This is a genomic window from Streptosporangium canum (assembly GCF_900113865.1).
In the GTDB taxonomy this organism is placed as follows: Bacteria; Actinomycetota; Actinomycetes; order Streptosporangiales; family Streptosporangiaceae; genus Streptosporangium; species Streptosporangium canum.
Genome location: NZ_FOQY01000016.1, coordinates 150,083 through 167,832, shown reverse-complemented (window position 1 = coordinate 167,832; position 17,750 = coordinate 150,083). Strand labels below are relative to the sequence as shown.

Sequence of the window (17,750 nt, the reverse complement as noted above, 5' to 3'; positions counted from 1 at the left end):
CCCGGCATTGACACCTCCCGAGAGCTGTGGCTTGAGGATCATAAGGACCATGCAGTGAGGTTTCATCCCGCTTCGCGGAGCTGTAGTACGAGGATCGCTTTGACGAGTTGACCTGCCAGGAGCGGGCAGCAGCGGAGTTTGCGGAGTACCCTCCTTGGCAGGCTCAGCCACGACGCCGACCTCTACAAGGAACGCAACGCCGTCGAGCGCCTGATCAACCGGCTGAAGGACTGGCGCGGCATCGCCACACGCTTCGGCAAGACGCTTGAGAGCTACCTCGCCGGCCTCGAACTCCGCGCCTCGATGGTCTGGCTCGAAGATCTCTCGCAAGCAGCCAATCGATCACGACACCACACAGGCCCTAGTTGACCTTGCAACTTCGCGGCTGACCTGAGAGCCCTTCAGGGGGAGACAATGCCTCTGCGGACTGTCTGCAGCCGTCGCTCAGTCGAACCGGATGTGCTTGATCCCTGTCCAGGCCCGGCGTAGGCGTCCTCGTAGTGCGCTCTCCGTATCCGGGGTGAGGAGCAGTCCGGCCGAGGCGGCGATGTGGTCGGCGACCTGCGAGATCGTGAGGCGATCAGTCCGCAGATGCTCGGCGAACTCCTTCTCGCGCAGGCGCTCCAGACAGAGGTCGAGCTTCGATATGGCAAAGCTCTCCCAGCGCAAGGGAGCATCCTTTCCTGCGACGAACTGCATGACGTGTCCGAAACCGCGCTCACGCAGGCGCCGTAGGACCGTCCCGCGGTCGGCCAGCAACGCGAAGTGCCGGACGTCATGGCCACGTTCCTGGAGCCGGCCGACGGTCTCCCGGAAGTATGTCGGCTCCACGACAGTCATCGGCGCGATCACCGTACCGTCGTGCTTGGTGAGGACCGTGTCCAGCACCTCGTACACACCTTGCCGCCAGGCCGGCAGGTCTTGGAAGTCTTGGCGCAGGTGCGGGGGCATCATCCGATGCAGGCCGAAGCCGACATGTTCGGGGTCGCAGATGATGCTGCCCGGAAGCCGCCGCTGGATCTCGTGAGCGGTCTGCGTTTTGCCACCGCCGAAGGGGCCGTTGATCCACAAGAGCATGCACAGACCCTACGGAAACCTAGGCCGGTGTCGCGAGACCTGCCACAGGGCATCGACGTGAGCGACGGTCGGCGCGGTGAGCTTGTGCCGCCCGAGCCCCGGCTTGAGGTGCGGTCGCACCGTGTCCTCGTAGTCGTCCAGCGTCGCGTCTGCCACGCGCCCCGGGAGATCGCCGATCCAGCGATCGAGGAATGCGCCCGTTCACGTCGGCCTCGGGGACGTCCGACACGGCTTCGTTCACCGGGTCATGCGTCGAAGGGATCAAAGGAGCGATCTTGCTAACGCATCAGCGACGGTGTGTTCCTCGTAACGTACCGCCGGCCGTGCCTCTCCGATACCTCCCGCACCTTGACCGCCTCGGCGCCGCGTTTCTAAACTCTCTGGTTGTACAACCCATGAGTTGTTCATTAGGGGGCTTGCGATGATGGAGTTGATCGCTGCCGGGCGCCGCGAACTCGCCAACGTGCTCGGCGGCCTGAGCGCCGACCAGTGGCAGGCGCCGTCGCTGTGTGCGGGATGGACGGTCGCGCACGTGGTCGCGCACGTGACGATGCCGTTCCGGATCTCTGAACAGGAGTTCATGCTCGGCATACAACAGGCCGGTGGCCGGTTCACCGAGTTCTCCGACGCCGTGGCGAGCCGGGACAGCCGCCTTCCGCAGACAGAACTCGTCGCGGCGCTGCGCGACAACGCGGACCACCCGTGGAGCCCGCCCGGCGGCGGGCCGGCGGGCGCACTCAGCCATGACACCATCCACGGCCTGGACATCACACGGCCCCTGTCCATCAAGAACCCGATTCCCGATGAGGCGATGATCACCGTGCTCGACCTGACCGTAGGCCAGGGCAGCCGCAGCCTGTTCGGCGTCGACCTGGACGGCATCGAACTGCGGGCCACCGATCTCGACTGGTCGTCCGGTAGCGGCGCGCCGCTGGAGGGGCGAAGCCTCGACCTGCTGCTCTTCATCGCTGGGCGGAGGATCCCGCACGATGTGTTCAGCGGTCCCGGCGCGCGGCGACTCGGAGGCCCGGGCCGATGACCACGGCAACGGTCGACGACGACCTGAGCATCATGTTCGCCGCCCTGGCGGATCCGACCAGACGCGCGATCCTGACCCGGCTGGCCACCGGCGAGGCGACAGTCAGCGAGCTGGCCGAACCGTTCTCCCTGACCCAACAGGCGATCTCCAAGCACCTCAAGGTCCTCGAGCGGGCCGGGCTCATTTCTCGGAGCAAGGCCGCTCAGTCCCGGCCGTGCCGGCTTGAACCCCGGACTTTCGACGCCGCAGCCGAATGGATCGACCACCACCGGCAGATCTGGCACGACCGCTACGACCGGCTCGATGCGCATCTGGCCACCCTGAGGTCCGACCGGAAGGAACAAGCCGAATGATCGAACCCGGCCAGTTCACCTATCGACGCATCCACCGCGCCAGCAGGGAGCTGCTCTTCGACTGCATGACGCAACCCGAGCGCCTGGCACATTTCTGGGGACCCGCGGGTACCACCACCCCGGTCGGCGGCATCACCGTTGACCTGCGACCAGGCGGCGCCTTCGAGATGGTCATGGTCAACTACACCGACGGCAGCCAGCACACGATGCGCGCCGTCTACGTCGAGGTCCGCCGGCCGGAGAGGCTCGTGTGGACCGAGCCCGGGGTCGAGGGCGGCATGATCACGACGCTCACCTTTACCGACCTCGGCGACGGCCGAACCGAGGTCGTCACGCACCAGACCAACGTGCCTGCGATGTTCGCTGATCCTTGGGCAAGGGAGGGCTTCGAGACGAGCTTGAGCCGCTTCGACGAGTACGTTGCCGCGCTCACCGAATTGACCGCCAACCGATCAGATTGACCTCGTCCCGGCGTGGAACGCTCAACCTCTCCTGAAGCCCGCACCGCCAGGCGGGTCAGGACGCCCCCGAAGAGGTCGCGGTACGGCAAGCACGTACAGCAACCCCACCTCACGCCGTCCCACCTCACAGGCCCGTATCTACCGGCCGAACTGGACGAGGAGCCGCCGACGAGGGCTGTGCCCTTGCCTGCGGATCAGATGGTGGGCGGTGTCCGGATCAAGGCGTGGGGAGTCCACCCGTGCGAAGCAGTACGAGACCCTCTTCGTACCATTCGGAGCGGTCTGTGGCCGGAGGTAGTTCAACTCCCGCGAGTCCGGCCGGGGCGGAGAGACCGTCCTCCGATGCTCTCGGCATGGGGAGGCTTGCTGACGCGGATGCTAACAACAGGTCTGGACGGTCCTGGATGACTGTGGACTGAGGGACTCCGAAGAACACGCGCGACCAGGCCCGGAAGACGGCCGTGGACGGTCGTCCCTTAACTCGTAATGAAGTGTTCGCAGCGCAGGCCGTGACGATCGCCGAATTCGGACCTCCCGGTAGGGGGCTGGGGCTATCGGCCGCGGACCGGCTCCGTCGGTCCTTGCCGTCAAGTAGGACGGCGGATCGAGGTGCCGGCAGAGCCCGATCTCGCTCGTAGCTGGTGGCCCGTCACCGAATCTCGGCCGGGTAATTGCTCTCGAGCGGTGAAAGCGGCAACCTTCCTCCAAGACGTTGAGGAGGTGGTCGTGGCTCGCCGACCGGAAGTGTTCGTTCGTGCCCTGTCGATGGAGGAGGGCCGCAAGCTGCAGCGGATCACCCGGACCGCGAAGGATCCGGTGAAGCTGCGGCGGGCGATCGTGGTGATGATGTCCGGCCAGGGCCAATCAGTCCCGGACATCACCTCGTTGATGCAGGTCAGCGATGACTACGCGCGCGATGTGATCCACGCGTTCAATGAGCGGGGGTTCGATGCGCTGGACCCAAAATGGAGCGGGGGCCGTCCGCCGACGATCAGTAGCCAGGTGCGCGAGCACATCTGCCTGATCGCCAAGACGGTCCCCGCCGAATGGGGCATCACCGGGCACTCGACCTGGAGCCTGAAGACCTTGGCCGAACACCTCGTCGAACGCAAGGTGGTGGCCTCGATCAGCCGCGAGCACCTGCGCCGGATCCTGCGCAAGGGCGGGGTGAGCTGGCAGACCACCACCACGTGGAAGTCCTCCAACGATCCCGATTTCATCGCCAAGATGCAGCGTGTCCTGGACTTGTACGACCATCCGCCCGAGGGTGGGCGGGTGATCTGCGCCGATGAGTTCGGGCCGCTGAACCTGATGCCCCGTAAGGGCAAGCGCTGGCGTCCGGAGAAGTCGCCGGCCCGGCTGCGGGCCACCTACAACCGCTACCACGGCGTCATGCACATGATCGCCGCCCTGGACCTGGTCACCGGCAAGCTGTATTACCGGATCCGCAAGCGCAAGCGGTGGCGGGAGTTCTTGTCCTTCCTTAAGACGCTCCGGGCACGCTGGCCAGGCGAAACCCTCCATGTGATCATGGATAACTACTCGCCGCACAAGCATCCCGAGGTTCGGGCCTGGGCGGCCGAGCACGACGTCGAGCTGGTGTTGCTGCCGACCTACGGCTCGTGGTTGAACTGGATCGAGTCCGAGTTCGCCGCTTTGCGCTACTACGCGCTCAACGGCACCGATCACCGCAGCCACGACGAGCAGAACGCCGCCATCGCCGGATACGTCCGCTGGCGCAACGCACGAGCCATACCCAAGACCCGCTTCGCCGCCAGTTCACCCATCCTAAGCTGGACCAGTTACCCAGCCAAGGCTGCGTGACAGGCCACTAGCGCGCTGAAGAACTCCTACGCTGCAGTGGTGGGTGGTCCGAACCAGGGACAGCAGGAAGTGGGGCCGGTTCCACGCCCAGCTCGCCCATCGCCTCGATGTACATTCGGTACCGCCTGCGGGCTTCCCCGTGACGGCGAGCCATGGTCAGTGTCCGGACCAGGTCCAGGTGCGCCCTCTCGTCATAGGCGTCCCGTTCGAGCAGCCGCAAGAGATAGCGGACCGCCCTGTCGTGTTCTGCGGCCTGCTGCGCACGGGACGCCAGTGTCCTCAGCAGTGCCTGGTAGACGGCTCGAGCCTCCTCCCGCAATGGCTCCAGCCACTCGGAGTAGGGGGAGTCCTCGCAGACGTCGCCTGTGTACCGCGCCTCGGCAGAGGCAAGTAGATCATCATCCTGCGCGGCGAGCGCGTCGGCGGCGGCAGAGAGGAACTCCTCGACGTCCACTCGAAGGCCGACAAGCTGGATGGTGTGCTTATCCCCGCGAACGAACTCTCCGGCGCCGAACTTCCGCTGCGGATCAAGGACGGAGCGGACGGTCGACAGGGCGACCGAGAGCCGGTTGGCGCATCGGCCGGGGTCCTCCTCCGGCCAGAGAGCCTCCATCGCCACCTCTCGGGCAACGGATCGCCCTCGCTGGCAGACCAGCCATGCCAGCAGATCGCGAGCCTTCCGCGACTGCCACTCGGCGGCGGGGACGGAACGTCCGTAGCGGCTCAGCCGGACCCCGCCGAGCACACAGAAGCGCACCGCGCCGGGGTCCAGGAACGCGACCGCCCGCAACAGCCCCGCGCCGGAGTCGTGCGGACCACGGATCCCAGCGCGACGCAGCTCACGCTCCGCCTCGCGGAGGCCATCACGCCCGCTACCACGATCGGTGCATCTGAGAGACGCCCGGGCAAAGCCGTTGCGCGCCGAACCCAGCGGGCTGCCGATCTCCGTCCAGACCTCGCCGGCGGCCGCGAGCAGCTCCTCGCGATCTTCAGGCGAACCGGCCACGGTGATGGCCGCCAGTTCCAGCGCCTCGGCCGTGGCCGCCTGATCTCGTCGGTCAGCGGCGGCCTCCCGGGCGGACCGCGCGTAGGCGGCGGCCTTGGCCCGATCGCCGGCTTCCGCCCATACCCAACCGGCGGCCAGCAGCGCCCCGACCTGGCTGGATCCACTACCTGCGGCTACCGCGCGTTCGGCAAGCCGGACGGCTCGCTCAGGATCGTCGACGACGTGGATTCGAGCCAGCCCGGCCAGGGTGGACTGGATCAGATGCACGTCCTGGAGCTGATTCGCATGCTTCAGCGCGTTCTCATAGCTGAACTTGGCGCGCAACAGGTCTCCGCGCTCCAAGTAAACCTTGCCGAGGCCGGCCAACGGATGGCCCAGCTTGTCGCTGCCGACCCGTCCAAGGATCTCGCACGCCTCACCGAAGTCGGCCAGGGCTTCGTCGAGCCTGCCGAGTCCCATGAGTGCCTCCGCGCGGTTGTGCAGGGCGATCGCCCCGTTGACCGGCGCGCCTGCCAGCTCCGCCCGCCGTACCGCAAGCTCCAGGTCGGCCAGAGCCTCGGCGTACCGCGCCTCCTCGGTGCGGTGCGAGGCTCGATTGGCCAGGACGCGTACGGCCAGCAGCAGGTCACCCGAGCTCTCCGCGGCGGCGAGCGCAAGCGTGCTGTGTCGTTCGCTCGCGGCGCGGTCGCCCTCGTCGTGGGCGGCCATGGCCAGCGCGGTATGCGCGCACGCCGCCGACTGTTCATCGCCACAGGCCGTCGCGATGGAAAGGGCGCGTTCCGCCAGACGCGCCGCGGCCGAGAGGTCGCCGACGAGCCAGCGGGCGCTGGCGGTCCAGGCGAGAAGCATGGCCTCGTGGGGGGAGTCCTCATCGGCGAGGACACCACGCTCGAACGCCTGCAGCGCCGCCCGGTAGTCGCCGCGATGATAGTGAATCGTGCCAATCCGCCACGCCACGGCGGGATCCGCGGCCGTGGCATGGCGTAGACAGTCCAGCGCTCCCGCCCAGTCGCCCTGAACCTGCCGAGCTTGGCCTTCGGCCAAGTCGACAGTGGACGTCCGCAGCTCGGCCGGAACCGCGCGGCAGGCCCGCACCACCTCCACGGGACGGCCCTCGGCCAGCAGCGTTTCCCACCAACGTTCGATCATTGCGACGAGGTGGACGGGGTCGCTCGAGACGGCCAAGGCCTCCCTGATGAACCCGCGTTCTTCATACCAGCGGGCTGCCCGCGACGCGCGCTTCCGGTCGGCGTCTCCGACGCATTCCCGGATCAGGGTCGTCACGACATAGCCGTCCTCGCACTGTGTGATCAAGATGTGCTGGGCGGCCAGAATGCTGATCTCGTGGCGGGAGACATCGAGGCCGATCGCCGTGCACAGCTCCGGGGTGAACCAGGGCAGTGCCGCGGCCGCGCGTAAAAACTCGTTCATTCGCACATCACCGTCATTGAGCACCTCTTCGACCAGGTAGTCGAAGAGTGGCCCGGCGGGTGCGGCGAGGCGTTTCAATCGGTCTTCGGCCGGCAGGCCGCCGAGCCGGCTCAGTGCCAGGCGCACGGCGACCGGCCAGCCGGCAGTGAGCTTCTGGACCTCCTTCGCCAGCGCGTCGGCGTCTTCGGCCAGTACGAGCCGGGCCAGCGAGCCCGTCTCCTCAAGCGTGAAGGCCAGGTGCTCCGCCGAGACCTGGAACACATGACCCAGGCCGCAGAGCCGCTGAATCGGAAAGGGCGCCCCCGAACGCGAGATCAACACCAGATGCAGGTTGTCTCCCCCGTGCCGGCACAACCCCTCGAGCAGGCGGCTTCCGACCGTATGAGGGGCGAGCCGCTCTGCCTCGTCGATCACGAGAACCGCGGAGTACGGCAGCGCAGCACCGAGTTCGGCGGCGAGTGCAGCCGTACGGACCGGGTCGTCCGCGGCGGGCCCGATCGATCGGGTCCATGCCGCAGGTACCCCCAAGCCCTGGCAGACCTCTTCGACCAGGGTCGCATCGTCGGCCTGTGCCACCCATGTCACAGGCACATCCGGCCGCGTCCGCGCCCATGCGTGGACGGCCGACGTCTTTCCGCCGCCCGGTCCGGCCGTCACCACCGTGAGGCGGTGACGCATGATCTGGTCCAGGAAGCGCATGAGCTGGGGGCGTGGCAGCAGGTGCTCGGTCGCCGTCACAGGCGCAGTATCCGCCGAGCTCACCTTTAAGGCAACTGAAAGATCAACTCCTACCGTTGTCTCTGTTCCCGGTCTCCAATACACAAGGAGAGATCATGAGATTCACCCCGGCCCTGCTGGCAGGAATTGCGGGCGCCCTGCTTCTCGCCCCTTCCGCGGTCATGGCCAGTGACGAAGAGGCCGATGTGGATGTACGGCTGGCTCAGCTCGAATACACCAGCGGCATGACAGTGGCCTTCACCGACAGCCGGCCGTCGGATGACATCGGAATGGTGCAAACCGGAATGATCGGCCGTACCCTGCTCATCGCCCGTGATGAGGGCGACACCTTTCTGGAGACCTACCTGAAGATCACCCCGAGGGATGTCGCGGTTCCGCGACGCCTCGTCGATGATCATGGAGCCGATACGCCGCCGGAGCTGCAGCTTCGCAGAATCACCACGTCGCCGGTCGTCGCCGACGGTCTGACCCCGCCGCGGAGCGCGGTCATCTCGGGCGCGGCCGCATGCAATCTCTCCCACTTCGGCTGGGTCGACTGGCATGACGCGGGGGTCCCGGAATGGCTCCCAAGACCTACTTCACCTCCCAGTTCGGCGACAAGAAGCGCTATTCCGATAGCTATGTCGCCAACTGCACTCCGGAAGGCTCGCCGAGCGATCTCTACGCCAGGCATCGGATCTACTACATGAACGCGTTGGGGAACTACGTCAAGCACTTCGACTCCAAGCTGGCGCCGTGGCAGCACCAGGCGATCGAGAAAGGATCCATCAAGCGCTGGCGCAAGGTCCATTACGACGACGGCTGGAACTCCAGCCCGAACTGCGGCGGGGGCGCCTGCGTCTACACACGAGAGGGACGTTTCCACGACTGACGGTGTGGGTGCCGAAAGCCGGTCCACCTGCGTTGAGCTGGAGTCACCCGAGCGCGGGTCACCATCGGCTGAGCGAGCGTTCAACCCGATTTGATCAGTTGCTTAACGGCTGGACTGGAACCGACCTGTCGTCGCAGATCAAGTGCATTCGGTCATGACGTTGGTGGCAGTCGGCTGGTCGGTGGAAGGCCGTTCAACGCGCTGCGACGTCGTCGGGTGTTGTAGCACTCCAGCCGTGGTGCCGAATCCTGAGCACGTTCGGTGTTGCGGGTGAAGACCTGTCGGTAGTTCCACCGGTCTGCAACGGGTTACATCCAGCGGAGTGGTCTACAGCAGCCGCGTACAGCAACACCGCATTACACGATCACACACCACCGGGTCCGTACCTACCGTCTGAGCGGGCCGAGACGTCGTTGACGAGGCAGCTGCCTTTGCCTACGGATCAGCATGTCGGGGTTTCGAGCACCTCCGGCCGCGCAGCAGCAAGAAGGCCCCTGAACAGGGATTATCCGCTCAGGGGCCTTCTTCTTCTCTTAATCGTCCGGGATCCTGCCGACACCCTTGCTGACAGGGTGGCTCCCACCGCGCTTGCGATGCCTTCCCTCATGATGGAGCCGGACCGACCGGCCGTCCCGGCACGCACCCGGTCGCGTGAACCACGGCATGGTGTTGATCACGGAACTGTCGGGGATGTCTGCTTGAGTCGCCCCGGTGCCCGGTCCCAGAACATTCAGTCGCGTCAGTGGGCCATAATCGAGCGTCGCTCCAGAAGCCTCCCATCGACCCGCCGGAGCCTCGACGGGCGAGGACAGCGGGCCGCGAACACGCCGGCCAGCACCGCGACCACGAGACGGGTACGCCGCGCGCGCTCGACCGCGAGCGGATACAGGCACCAGGCCGCGGCCAGCATCGGATCCTGGCAGACCCTCAGGACACCGCCCATGAAAGTGGCGACCCCGGCGGCTATCGTCGTGGCGAACGGCAGACGCCGCCGGAAGATCATCGCTCCGGCGGTCACCGCCGCCGGCACCGATCCCGCCACCATCCGCGGCCACGGAGCGGCGCTGACCGTGGGCAGTACCCAGAACATCCCGACGACGGCGACCGCCGCGACGGCATCCGTCAACGGCCGTACCATCTCCTGGGCCCGAGTCCGCACGCCGGCACCGTAGGAGAAACAACATGAAACGGCTACGTCTTTCCGTGGCCGCCGCGCGGTACGAGGTTTTGGCGTTCATACCCGGCTCTGCCGGGTTCGACGGCTCGGGCATCGTGTACGCGCCGGGCGGGCAGATTGTCGCACTCACCTGCTTGGATTCCGCGAAAGGATCAGGCGGCGAGGGGTGAGAGCGTGGACGGGGACTATTCCCAGAAGGCGGCGTCATGAGTCCACCAGAGCTCTGTTTCCGCGCCGAGACCGAGGATGGCACGATCGTAAACGATCCCTCCGAGGACTCCATCCACACGCTGATCAAGGGCTTGGCGCTACCCGACAACAGCTTTCTCACGATCGAGCCGCCCGATGGTAGCCCGGCCTGGTTCGCGGTGATCTCGTTGCTCCCCGACGGCGCCTACGAGGTGGAGTATCGGGATCCGGCACGCGGAGTTCATGACCTGACTCCAGAAAACGACCGAAGCCGCATTGCTCGGGAAGTCACCATGTGGCTCACAAGAACGTGCCGATTCCATGAAAGACGGCCTGGACTGCGATCCGTTACAGCTTGGCGGTCGCCTACGCGCCTGTATGACCTCTTGGGAACCTACTGGTCGCCGGTCGCCGCCGGGCTCGGCTTCGCCGCGGTCTGGTGCGAAGGCGTGAGCATCGAAGAGACGGCACGGCGGCTGAGAGCCGACCTGAGCTCTGCCACGCCATGCACTCTCAGAGGTATCGGGCACGGATTCGACGGTGACGCCAGGCCCGGTGACCGCGCCGGGATCATCCTGGTGGGGGAAGCCGGGACCTGGACTCTGGCAGTGCAAGTCCAAGAGATGGATGTCACGTCGGAGCCGGCGTTGTCCGCGCTGTCACGGAGCGGGGGGCGCGTGCTGAGCATGGGCTGGCATGTGAACGGTGCCCATCGGATCACCTACGCCGTTGATGGGTTGGTCGTCTCGTCAGCACCGATGGAGAAGATCCCTGCCCCTTTGGAACAGCACATGGAGGGTCTCAGCATGCCCGGCGTGAACTGGGATGAGGACGATGAGGACGGAGACTTCTCCACCGAGGAGATGATCGATACAGCGCTGGTTCTCGTCGGCCGGGTCACGGGCCGCGAGCTCGACAAAAAGTGGCTTGACGCGATCCACACGCGTTACGTGATTCCCGAAGGCACGTGGCCGTAGCGGGATCGACGCGCCGTACCCGGGCCGCCGACCACCACCTGTTTTCCCGTGCCGGCGGTCAGGAGCAGGCCGGGCGGGCCAAGGTGGGCTGATTGGCGTTCTTCGAGGACCTCCGGGAGGATCTTTCGGGCAACTGACAAGCGTCTCGGGACGGATCTGGACGTCGTCCGTCGGCACGGCGTGGATCGCACCGGCCGGAATCTGCCAGTAGGCCCGCGTCGGGTGTGAGGGTGACGCGGTCGGTGAAGGAGGCGTGTGGACGAGAGCGTGTCGTTGGCCCAGCTTGCCCATCGGCTGGAGGAGGTGGTCGGTGAGCTACGCGGCATCCCCGTCGACGTCGAGCGGCTGGAGGACAGCGAGCTCGTCCGGCAGCAGATCGCGCAGGCCACCCGCTCGGCGGGCGAGCTGCGCGCCATGCATCCGGTGGGTTCGCCGGAGAAGGGCCGCCAGGAGCAGAAGAGCAGGCGCAGCGTGCTCGACGTCCTGCGGGACGGCATGGCGATGCGGACGATCGTTCACGCGAGCGTGTTGGACGACCCTCGTAAGGCGGCCCGGATCAGGGAGCTGCATGCCGCCGGCAACCTGCACCGGGTCGTCGACGAGCCGATCCAGCAGCTGCTCGTCTTCGACCGCGCGGTGGCGTTCATCCGGATCACCCCCGTCGCCTACTCACCGGGCGCCCTGATGATCAGGCAGCAGAGTCTGATCACCATCCTCATCGACCTGTTCGAGCAGACCTGGGCCAAGGCCAGGGAGGTCACCGAGCCGACGCACCGGCTGACCCCGCGCGAGCGCGAGGTGCTCGCACTGATCGCCGAAGGACGCTCCAACGGCGCTATCGCCCGCGCGCTGTCGATCACGGAGGCGGCCGTCGGCAAACACGTGGCCAGCGTGTTCGTCAAGCTTGAGCTACCCGCGACTCAGGACGACAACCGGCGGGTGCTGGCGGTGCTCGCCTATCTGCGCGGAGCGGCGCGGTAGTGCCAGGCCGACCTCATCCTCGCCCCAGCCCCCGTGCCGACGGAGTCCGGCACGGATTTCAATGGCGTCATGCAACGAATGACTGGATTACTGGTTGGTGCGATCTTCGGTGCGGTCTTCGTCATCGTCAACGCGCAGAGCCCGCTGAACACCGTGACCGTGAACTTCCTGCGGGTGCTCGCCTGTCTGGGGGCCGCGAGCGTTATCGCCATGTGGTTCGCCACAGCCCGGAAGGAGCGGCCCACCGCAGGCCCGCGACCGAACATGTTCAGCCGTGGCTACCTGATCATCGTCGCCGCCGAGGCGGTCCTGCTCTTCGGCGGAATCCGGGTGCTCGCCGCCTGGGAACGCCCTGAGCAGACCAACGTGGCCTGGGTGGCGTTCGTGGTCGGTGTGCACTTCATCGCGTTGGCGCCTGTCTGGAAGGACTGGAGCATCGCCGTACCCGGTGTGGTTCTCACCCTGCTCGGCGTCGCCGGTCTTGTTCTGGCGTCGACGGCCGCCGTCGCCTGGGTGCCGTTCGTCAGCGGTGTGCTGTCCGGGATGGTGCTCCTGACCGGCACCGCCGCCTTCGGCTGGCGCTCTGTGGCAGCTCGTACGGCCTAGCCAGGTCGCGGGCGACGATCGATGGTGCCGGTGGAGACGGGGGGAGTGGCCATGACACCTGAGCTTCTGTGATCGGCGGCCCGGAGCGTTGTCGCCGGGCCGCCGGAGCTTCATGTACGGAGACGTCCTCTCCGGCGGCTGCACGGTGTCGTGCCTCTTCAGGAGCGCGCGGATGTCGGCGATCGGCGTCTTCTTGGGGATGCCGTGCTTCCACATCGCCGCCGCCTTGATGATGCAGCGGATGGTGATGACCTTGCCGAACTGGCTGTCGTCCCAGTTGTGGAAGGTGTTGTCGAACATGGCGATGCCGGTGGCACTCTCGGCCCGCGGGTACGGGTTCTGGCCGAAGACGACGACCTTCCACTTGTGCGGCGGGTTGGGTTTGAGCGCCTGGAAGGTCAGCTCCCGGACGGGCACGACTCCGGGACCGCTCTCATCGTGAACTCCCGGGTCGGCGAGCCGTACCGGTGACGGCACGAGTGGCTGAGGTGGGGGAATTGTGCCGCGCGAAGATCGTTCCCAAATCTCCAACCAAGATCCTGTTCGCCCGCGTGGCACGGTATCTGCGGGGGCGCTGGAAACACCCCTCCCCGCGTCCGGAGTGAGCCATGACCGTCAAGCACGTCACGCCGCTGCTCAAGGTGGTGCAGGCGGGGCGGGCGGCGTTCGCCGACGCCCCCGAGGTCGAGATCCATGAGGGGGCGATCCTCGCCCAGCACGTCGATGCCTGGGTCAACCCGCCCGCCGCCCCGTCCCGTGGTTGACCCCGACGAGGGCTCACTTCGGTCCATGTACTCAGACAGGGTGGGTAGGCGTACTCAGGCGTCCGGCCGGCCGGTGCCGGACCCTTGATGGCATGAACAAACCACTCCCGCCCGTCATGACCACCGCTTACTTCGCGCAGTCCGTCATCTCCTTCGGCGTGGCGCTCGGCAGTGTGGCGCTCGGCGTCGTCTTTCTGCCGATCGACCCCTGGGTGCGTGCCTTCCTCGCGGTCGCCGTGCTGTACACGGTGACGTCGGCCTTCGGCCTGGCCAAGTGCGTGCGCGACCGGCAGGAAGTCGTCAGCGTGTCAAGCCGCGTCGACCAGGCGCGTCTCGACAAGCTGCTCTCCGAGCACGACCCCTACAAGGTCGAAAATCTCTGATCCGCCGCTCCGGCCGAGTTATGCCTCGTCGAGTCCCCGCTCGATCGCGTAACGGACGAGCTCGACCCGGTTGTGGAGCTGGAGCTTGTTCAAGGTGTTCTGCACGTGGTTCTGCACGGTCCGGTGGCTGAGCACCAGCCGTTCGGCGACCTGTCTGTAGGACAGGCCCTTGGCGACGAGGCGCAGCACCTCGGTCTCCCGGTCGGTGAGGCGCGGCCCGTCGTCGGAAGGTCTCTGCGTGGCGAGGCGGCGATACTCGCCGAGCACCAGCCCCGCCAGGCCGGGGGTGAAGACCGGTTCCCCTTCGGCCGTGCGCCGGACGGCGTCGAGGAACTCCTCCCGGCTCGCCGACTTGACCAGGTAGCCGGAGGCCCCGGCCTTGACCGCCTCGAGCACGTCCTCGTGCTCGCCGCTCGCCGACAGCACCAGCACGCGGGGCGGACGGGCGGAGGCGGCCAGCCCCCTGGCCACCTCCACACCGGGCAGGTCGGGAAGCCGCAGGTCGAGGATGACCACATCGGGGCGGATGGCGGCGGCGACGCGGAGCGCCTGGCGGCCCTCGCCCACGGCCGCCACCACCTCGTACATGGCGTTCTCCAGGTCGCGGGCGACCGCGTCCCGCCACATCGGGTGGTCGTCCACCACCATCACCCGCAGAGCGCTGGCCATGCCGTAACTGTAAACCGGCTAGGCCGTGCGGGCCTGCCCGTGGGCGGCAGGCCGTGCGGGAACGGGGATGATCAGCTCGACCTCGGTTCCCTGGCCGGGCACGGACGTGAAACCGGCGGTGCCGCCAAGGCCGGCGATCCGGCCCCGGATGGACTGCGCGATGCCGAGCCTGCCCTCTGCCGCCGCCTCCGAAAGGCGTCCCTCGGGGATGCCGGGACCCTCGTCGCGCACCGTGATGATCATCGAGACGCCGTCGTTCTCGGCGAAGACCCAGGCCCTCGCGTCCTCGCCGCAGTGCCGCCGGACGTTGTCGAGCGCCGCGCCCACGGCCGCGACGACCTCGCGAGCCTGACCGGCGGGGAGCGGCAGCGGGGTCGCGGGTGTCGACACGGTGACCGTCGCCGTGGTGTAGCGGCGTAGGCGGGCCCCCACGTCGACGAGGCCCGCGCCGTCCTGCTCCGCCATGGCCGGCCCGCTACGGATCATCTCGCGCACCGCCGCCTCCTGTTCTCCGGCGAGCCGTCCCAGTTCGGCGGCTTCCCCGCCGATCTCCAGCCCGCGGCGTTGCACCAGCGCCAGCACCTGGAGGACGGAGTCATGGATGCCGCGGGCGAGCCGCTCGCGCTCCCGGCCGGCCGCCTCTATCTCGACGGCCCGTTGCAGTCGTTCTTCCGCCTGTTTGGTGAGCCGGGCCACGTGGCCGACGACGGTTCCGGCGATGATCAGCAGCACGGCTCCGTTGACGGGGACGGAGAGATCGAATCCGTGCAGACCGCGCAGCCACAGGTCGCCGAGCGACAGCACGACCGCTGCGACCCCGCCCGCCCGCCGCCCGCCGTACACGGCCCAGGCGAGGGCAGGCCCCCCGATCCAGGTCGCCGTGACCGGCATCACGCCTGCCGGCCCGGCATCGGGTCCCTGGACGTACGGCGAGGCCAGCATGCAGCCGAGAGTGACGAGAACGTCCATCACCAGCAGAGGGCGGCTTCTCGCGGTTGAGTACGCGATGGTGGTGGCCGCGGTCCAGGCCGTCATCAGGCCGAGGACGAGCCAGCCCGCGACAGGACGCTGGTAGCCGCCGGCGCTCGCCAGCAACAGTGCCGCGTAGCCCAGGGAGGCGACGCGGTAGACCGCGATAGCGCGCCAGAACGACCCTTCGATCCCCATCCGGCCCCATCACGCTCGATCGGCGCTGTTCCTGGTGAGCCGACTATACGGCGGCTCGCGCCGGCCGCACGTTCCGCCGGACTCGGAGTTCCGCCCGCCGCCCGCCATCCGGCCGGCCGGAGCGGATGTGGTGGTCGATGCAACACTTTGCCCGGTAATTCCATCTGGGAGGTGACAGAGACGACGGAAGGCGGGGGCAGGTGGAAGCAGATCCGCGGTTCGCGGAGTTCGTCGCCGAGCGTGGTGACGCGCTGTTGCGATACGGCTACGTGCTGGCCGGAAACCCGCATGACGCGGCGGACCTGGTGCAGGAGGCGCTGCTGAAGCTCCGCGCCGCCTGGCCGAGGCTCCTGGCCAAGGAGAATCCCGAGAGCTACGTGCGCACCATCATGGCCAGGCTGCACACGGCCACCTGGCGGTTGCGGCGTCGTGAGCTGCTCAGCTGGGAGTTGCCCGAACACGGCCACCACGACGCGCTGCCCAGCGGTGACGAGCAGGCGATGTGGGAGGCGCTGGCCGGGCTGCCGCGCAAGCAGCGGGTGGTGGTGGTGTTGCGGTACTACGAAGGGTTCAGCGACGCGGAGATCGCGGCGACCCTGGGGATCTCCCGGGGAACCGTGCGGAGCCAGGCGTCACGGGCGCTCGACAAGCTTCGCTCCGCCGTACCGGTGGACAGGCACGGCATTTCTGAAGGCGTCAGGTCGGAGCACGGGGGGCGGCGATGAGCGATTTCGAGGACACGTTGCGCACGACCTTGGGGCGTGCGGCGGAGCACGCGCCTCGGCTGCCCGGCGCGGTGGCGGGGCAGCTGGAGATCGGCTACCGGCGGCGCAGGCGACGCTTCCAGGCGCTGCTCGCGGCGGCGGCCGTGGTGGTGGTCGCAGGCGGGGCCGCGGTGGGTCTGCGTGCGGGTGGCGGTGGGGGAGCACCACCGGCGGTCAACCCGTCCGGCGTTCACTCCGTGGTGGTCACCCTCCCGGAGGCCGCGCCTGAGCCGATCGAGAAGGTGTGGCCACAGGCCGTGTGGAAGATGTCCGCGAAGGGGGCAGACGGACGGGAGCTGTGGCCGGTCGCACTGATCGACGACCGGACGTTGCTGGTCAAGGCCTGGCGCACCTTCGAGAAGACCGACGTGCTCTACGCCTACGATCTGATCAGCCGGAACCTGCGGAAGATCGCGGACGTGCCCGCGCCCAAGGGAACCGTCCGGTTCGCCGCGGACTTCAGCCTCGGCGACGGGCAGGTGGCCTGGTGGACCACCACGAAGGGCGTCACGCACATCTGGGCCGCCGCGCTGGACGGTGGAGAGGCTCGGCTGGTGGCCGACCGGAGAACCGAGGGCGACGACGTCTCCCCTCTCGACGGCCTCGGCGTGGCCAACGGCAACGTCGTGTTCTCCCTTTCCGCGGGCGGGGTGTTCAGCGTTCCACTGGCCGGGGGGCCGGTGACGCCGGTCCGGGCCGGTGCCGGTCTGCACCTGCTGTCCTGGCCGTGGGCCGGTTCGCCGGGCACCGGCGGGCCGCGCGGCGGGCCGCCCTTCAGCGAGCTGGTCAACCTGGAGACCGGGCAGACCAGCACGGCCGCCGTCCACCAGGGCGAGCAGGTGTACGCCTGCGGCGTGCAGTCCTGTACGGGGATGACGGCCGACGGCAGAGCCTTCACCCGGCTGCGTGACGGCTCACAGCAGAAGGACATTCCCGTCGGCTATCTGATCCCGGAACCGCCGACGCAGAGCCGTTTCCATGTGCGCAACATCAGGAGCGACGGGCCGGGGCTCGGGCTCTACGACCTGAACACCGGCACCTTCGCCGATCTGGGCATCCGGGAGGAGGCGGCTACCCGCGGTGAGGTTCCCGTCGCGGACCGTTCCGGCCGGTTCATGACCTACCGGCTCAAGAACGACCGCTACGTGATCGATCTGTCCAAGATCCCGTAGCGGCCGTGATGGGGGGAAGCCGGGCACGGGAAGCCCGTGCCTCCGGTGGAGGATGACGGATCCCTCCCGCGGCCGGTCGGGCAGGGCCACGGGAGGGATGT

At 67.7% G+C, this 17,750-nt stretch carries 20 protein-coding genes and 2 pseudogenes; 16 read left to right on the top strand and 6 right to left on the bottom strand.

What is annotated here, in order from left to right:
• Positions 1-62 precede the first annotated feature (62 nt).
• Positions 63-152 (bottom strand): annotated as a pseudogene (locus BM085_RS43330) (IS5/IS1182 family transposase); the annotation flags it as partial.
• A 10-nt stretch (positions 153-162) separates the two neighbouring features.
• Between BM085_RS43330 and BM085_RS23690 the strand changes: the two are divergent.
• Positions 163-369 (top strand): annotated as a pseudogene (locus tag BM085_RS23690) (hypothetical protein); the annotation flags it as partial.
• A gap of 75 nt (positions 370-444) precedes the next feature.
• On the opposite strand, the gene BM085_RS23685 reads toward BM085_RS23690, so the two are convergent.
• A complete protein-coding gene (locus tag BM085_RS23685) occupies positions 445-1,077 on the bottom strand; it encodes an AAA family ATPase (RefSeq protein WP_093889113.1) in 633 nt (210 codons plus the stop codon).
• A 421-nt stretch (positions 1,078-1,498) separates the two neighbouring features.
• Between BM085_RS23685 and BM085_RS23680 the strand changes: the two genes are divergently transcribed.
• The 4 genes from BM085_RS23680 (at position 1,499) to BM085_RS23665 (ending at position 4,754) form a co-directional block, all read left to right on the top strand.
• Entirely contained in the window at positions 1,499-2,116 is a 618-nt protein-coding gene (locus BM085_RS23680; RefSeq protein WP_093889112.1) for a maleylpyruvate isomerase family mycothiol-dependent enzyme, read from the top strand.
• Entirely contained in the window at positions 2,113-2,469 is a 357-nt protein-coding gene (locus tag BM085_RS23675; RefSeq protein ID WP_093889111.1) for an ArsR/SmtB family transcription factor, read from the top strand. Before BM085_RS23680 ends, BM085_RS23675 begins: the two co-directional genes overlap by 4 nt.
• Positions 2,466-2,930, top strand: a complete 465-nt coding sequence (locus BM085_RS23670) for an SRPBCC family protein (protein ID WP_177245235.1) — start codon at positions 2,466-2,468, stop codon at positions 2,928-2,930. The genes BM085_RS23675 and BM085_RS23670 overlap by 4 nt, the downstream gene beginning before the upstream one ends.
• A 684-nt stretch (positions 2,931-3,614) precedes the next feature.
• Complete coding sequence (locus BM085_RS23665; RefSeq protein WP_218158808.1) at positions 3,615-4,754, top strand: IS630 family transposase; 1,140 nt, start codon at positions 3,615-3,617, stop codon at positions 4,752-4,754.
• A 7-nt stretch (positions 4,755-4,761) separates the two neighbouring features.
• On the opposite strand, the gene BM085_RS23660 is transcribed toward BM085_RS23665, so the two are convergent.
• Positions 4,762-7,929, bottom strand: a complete 3,168-nt coding sequence (locus BM085_RS23660) for an AfsR/SARP family transcriptional regulator (protein ID WP_093889108.1) — start codon at positions 7,927-7,929, stop codon at positions 4,762-4,764.
• A 95-nt stretch (positions 7,930-8,024) separates the two neighbouring features.
• Between BM085_RS23660 and BM085_RS43325 the strand changes: the two genes are divergently transcribed.
• Complete coding sequence (locus BM085_RS43325; RefSeq protein WP_143121041.1) at positions 8,025-8,618, top strand: hypothetical protein; 594 nt, start codon at positions 8,025-8,027, stop codon at positions 8,616-8,618.
• Positions 8,615-8,800, top strand: coding sequence for a hypothetical protein (locus BM085_RS43320; protein WP_143121040.1), 186 nt, complete (start codon positions 8,615-8,617; stop codon positions 8,798-8,800). The genes BM085_RS43325 and BM085_RS43320 overlap by 4 nt, the downstream gene beginning before the upstream one ends.
• A gap of 739 nt (positions 8,801-9,539) precedes the next feature.
• Here the strand turns inward: BM085_RS43320 and BM085_RS23650 are convergent.
• Complete coding sequence (locus BM085_RS23650) at positions 9,540-9,959, bottom strand: hypothetical protein (protein WP_143121039.1); 420 nt, start codon at positions 9,957-9,959, stop codon at positions 9,540-9,542.
• A gap of 23 nt (positions 9,960-9,982) precedes the next feature.
• On the opposite strand from BM085_RS23650, the gene BM085_RS44595 reads away from it, so the two are divergent.
• The 7 genes from BM085_RS44595 to BM085_RS23620 all read left to right on the top strand — a co-directional run bounded on the left by BM085_RS44595 (position 9,983) and on the right by BM085_RS23620 (position 13,877).
• Positions 9,983-10,147: a hypothetical protein gene (locus tag BM085_RS44595; protein WP_177245234.1), complete on the top strand. Its 165-nt coding sequence runs from the start codon at positions 9,983-9,985 to the stop codon at positions 10,145-10,147.
• 36 nt (positions 10,148-10,183) lie between these two features.
• Positions 10,184-11,143, top strand: coding sequence for a DUF6461 domain-containing protein (locus BM085_RS43310; RefSeq protein ID WP_143121038.1), 960 nt, complete (start codon positions 10,184-10,186; stop codon positions 11,141-11,143).
• A 255-nt stretch (positions 11,144-11,398) separates the two neighbouring features.
• The gene (locus BM085_RS23640; protein WP_245789602.1) at positions 11,399-12,124 is read left to right on the top strand and encodes a helix-turn-helix transcriptional regulator; all 726 of its coding nucleotides are present in this window, start codon (positions 11,399-11,401) and stop codon (positions 12,122-12,124) included.
• A gap of 78 nt (positions 12,125-12,202) precedes the next feature.
• A complete protein-coding gene (locus tag BM085_RS23635) occupies positions 12,203-12,730 on the top strand; it encodes a hypothetical protein (protein ID WP_218158807.1) in 528 nt (175 codons plus the stop codon).
• A gap of 172 nt (positions 12,731-12,902) precedes the next feature.
• Positions 12,903-13,172 carry a hypothetical protein gene (locus BM085_RS44590; protein ID WP_177245233.1) on the top strand — a complete coding sequence of 90 codons (270 nt, stop codon included), beginning with the start codon at positions 12,903-12,905 and terminating at the stop codon, positions 13,170-13,172.
• A 166-nt stretch (positions 13,173-13,338) separates the two neighbouring features.
• Positions 13,339-13,494, top strand: a complete 156-nt coding sequence (locus tag BM085_RS23625) for a hypothetical protein (protein WP_177245232.1) — start codon at positions 13,339-13,341, stop codon at positions 13,492-13,494.
• 92 nt (positions 13,495-13,586) lie between these two features.
• Positions 13,587-13,877 (top strand): YiaA/YiaB family inner membrane protein, encoded by a 291-nt coding sequence (locus BM085_RS23620; protein WP_093889103.1) that lies wholly within the window; start codon positions 13,587-13,589, stop codon positions 13,875-13,877.
• 18 nt (positions 13,878-13,895) lie between these two features.
• Here the strand turns inward: BM085_RS23620 and BM085_RS23615 are convergent, their stop codons facing one another.
• Both BM085_RS23615 and macS read right to left on the bottom strand, forming a co-directional pair.
• On the bottom strand, positions 13,896-14,546 hold the full coding sequence (locus BM085_RS23615; protein ID WP_093889102.1) for a response regulator: 651 nt from the start codon (positions 14,544-14,546) through the stop codon (positions 13,896-13,898).
• An 18-nt stretch (positions 14,547-14,564) separates the two neighbouring features.
• Positions 14,565-15,713, bottom strand: coding sequence for a MacS family sensor histidine kinase (gene macS, locus BM085_RS23610; RefSeq protein WP_093889101.1), 1,149 nt, complete (start codon positions 15,711-15,713; stop codon positions 14,565-14,567).
• A 200-nt stretch (positions 15,714-15,913) separates the two neighbouring features.
• On the opposite strand from macS, the gene BM085_RS23605 reads away from it, so the two are divergent.
• Positions 15,914-16,438 carry a SigE family RNA polymerase sigma factor gene (locus BM085_RS23605; RefSeq protein ID WP_093889100.1) on the top strand — a complete coding sequence of 175 codons (525 nt, stop codon included), beginning with the start codon at positions 15,914-15,916 and terminating at the stop codon, positions 16,436-16,438.
• Complete coding sequence (locus BM085_RS23600) at positions 16,435-17,649, top strand: TolB-like translocation protein (RefSeq protein ID WP_143121037.1); 1,215 nt, start codon at positions 16,435-16,437, stop codon at positions 17,647-17,649. The genes BM085_RS23605 and BM085_RS23600 overlap by 4 nt, the downstream gene beginning before the upstream one ends.
• Positions 17,650-17,750: the final 101 nt, after the last annotated feature.

What these genes read in the sequence shown, in the direction of transcription:
- BM085_RS23685 (WP_093889113.1), bottom strand. Translation starts at nt 1,077, where the DNA reads ATGCTCTTGTGGATCAACGGCCCCTTCGGCGGTGGCAAAACGCAGACC.
- BM085_RS23680 (WP_093889112.1), top strand. Translation starts at nt 1,499, where the DNA reads ATGATGGAGTTGATCGCTGCCGGGCGCCGCGAACTCGCCAACGTGCTC.
- BM085_RS23675 (WP_093889111.1), top strand. Translation starts at nt 2,113, where the DNA reads ATGACCACGGCAACGGTCGACGACGACCTGAGCATCATGTTCGCCGCC.
- BM085_RS23670 (WP_177245235.1), top strand. Translation starts at nt 2,466, where the DNA reads ATGATCGAACCCGGCCAGTTCACCTATCGACGCATCCACCGCGCCAGC.
- BM085_RS43325 (WP_143121041.1), top strand. Translation starts at nt 8,025, where the DNA reads ATGAGATTCACCCCGGCCCTGCTGGCAGGAATTGCGGGCGCCCTGCTT.
- BM085_RS43320 (WP_143121040.1), top strand. Translation starts at nt 8,615, where the DNA reads ATGAACGCGTTGGGGAACTACGTCAAGCACTTCGACTCCAAGCTGGCG.
- BM085_RS44595 (WP_177245234.1), top strand. Translation starts at nt 9,983, where the DNA reads ATGAAACGGCTACGTCTTTCCGTGGCCGCCGCGCGGTACGAGGTTTTG.
- BM085_RS43310 (WP_143121038.1), top strand. Translation starts at nt 10,184, where the DNA reads ATGAGTCCACCAGAGCTCTGTTTCCGCGCCGAGACCGAGGATGGCACG.
- BM085_RS23635 (WP_218158807.1), top strand. Translation starts at nt 12,203, where the DNA reads ATGACTGGATTACTGGTTGGTGCGATCTTCGGTGCGGTCTTCGTCATC.
- BM085_RS44590 (WP_177245233.1), top strand. Translation starts at nt 12,903, where the DNA reads ATGTCGGCGATCGGCGTCTTCTTGGGGATGCCGTGCTTCCACATCGCC.
- BM085_RS23625 (WP_177245232.1), top strand. Translation starts at nt 13,339, where the DNA reads ATGACCGTCAAGCACGTCACGCCGCTGCTCAAGGTGGTGCAGGCGGGG.
- BM085_RS23620 (WP_093889103.1), top strand. Translation starts at nt 13,587, where the DNA reads ATGAACAAACCACTCCCGCCCGTCATGACCACCGCTTACTTCGCGCAG.
- BM085_RS23615 (WP_093889102.1), bottom strand. Translation starts at nt 14,546, where the DNA reads ATGGCCAGCGCTCTGCGGGTGATGGTGGTGGACGACCACCCGATGTGG.
- macS (WP_093889101.1), bottom strand. Translation starts at nt 15,713, where the DNA reads ATGGGGATCGAAGGGTCGTTCTGGCGCGCTATCGCGGTCTACCGCGTC.
- BM085_RS23600 (WP_143121037.1), top strand. Translation starts at nt 16,435, where the DNA reads ATGAGCGATTTCGAGGACACGTTGCGCACGACCTTGGGGCGTGCGGCG.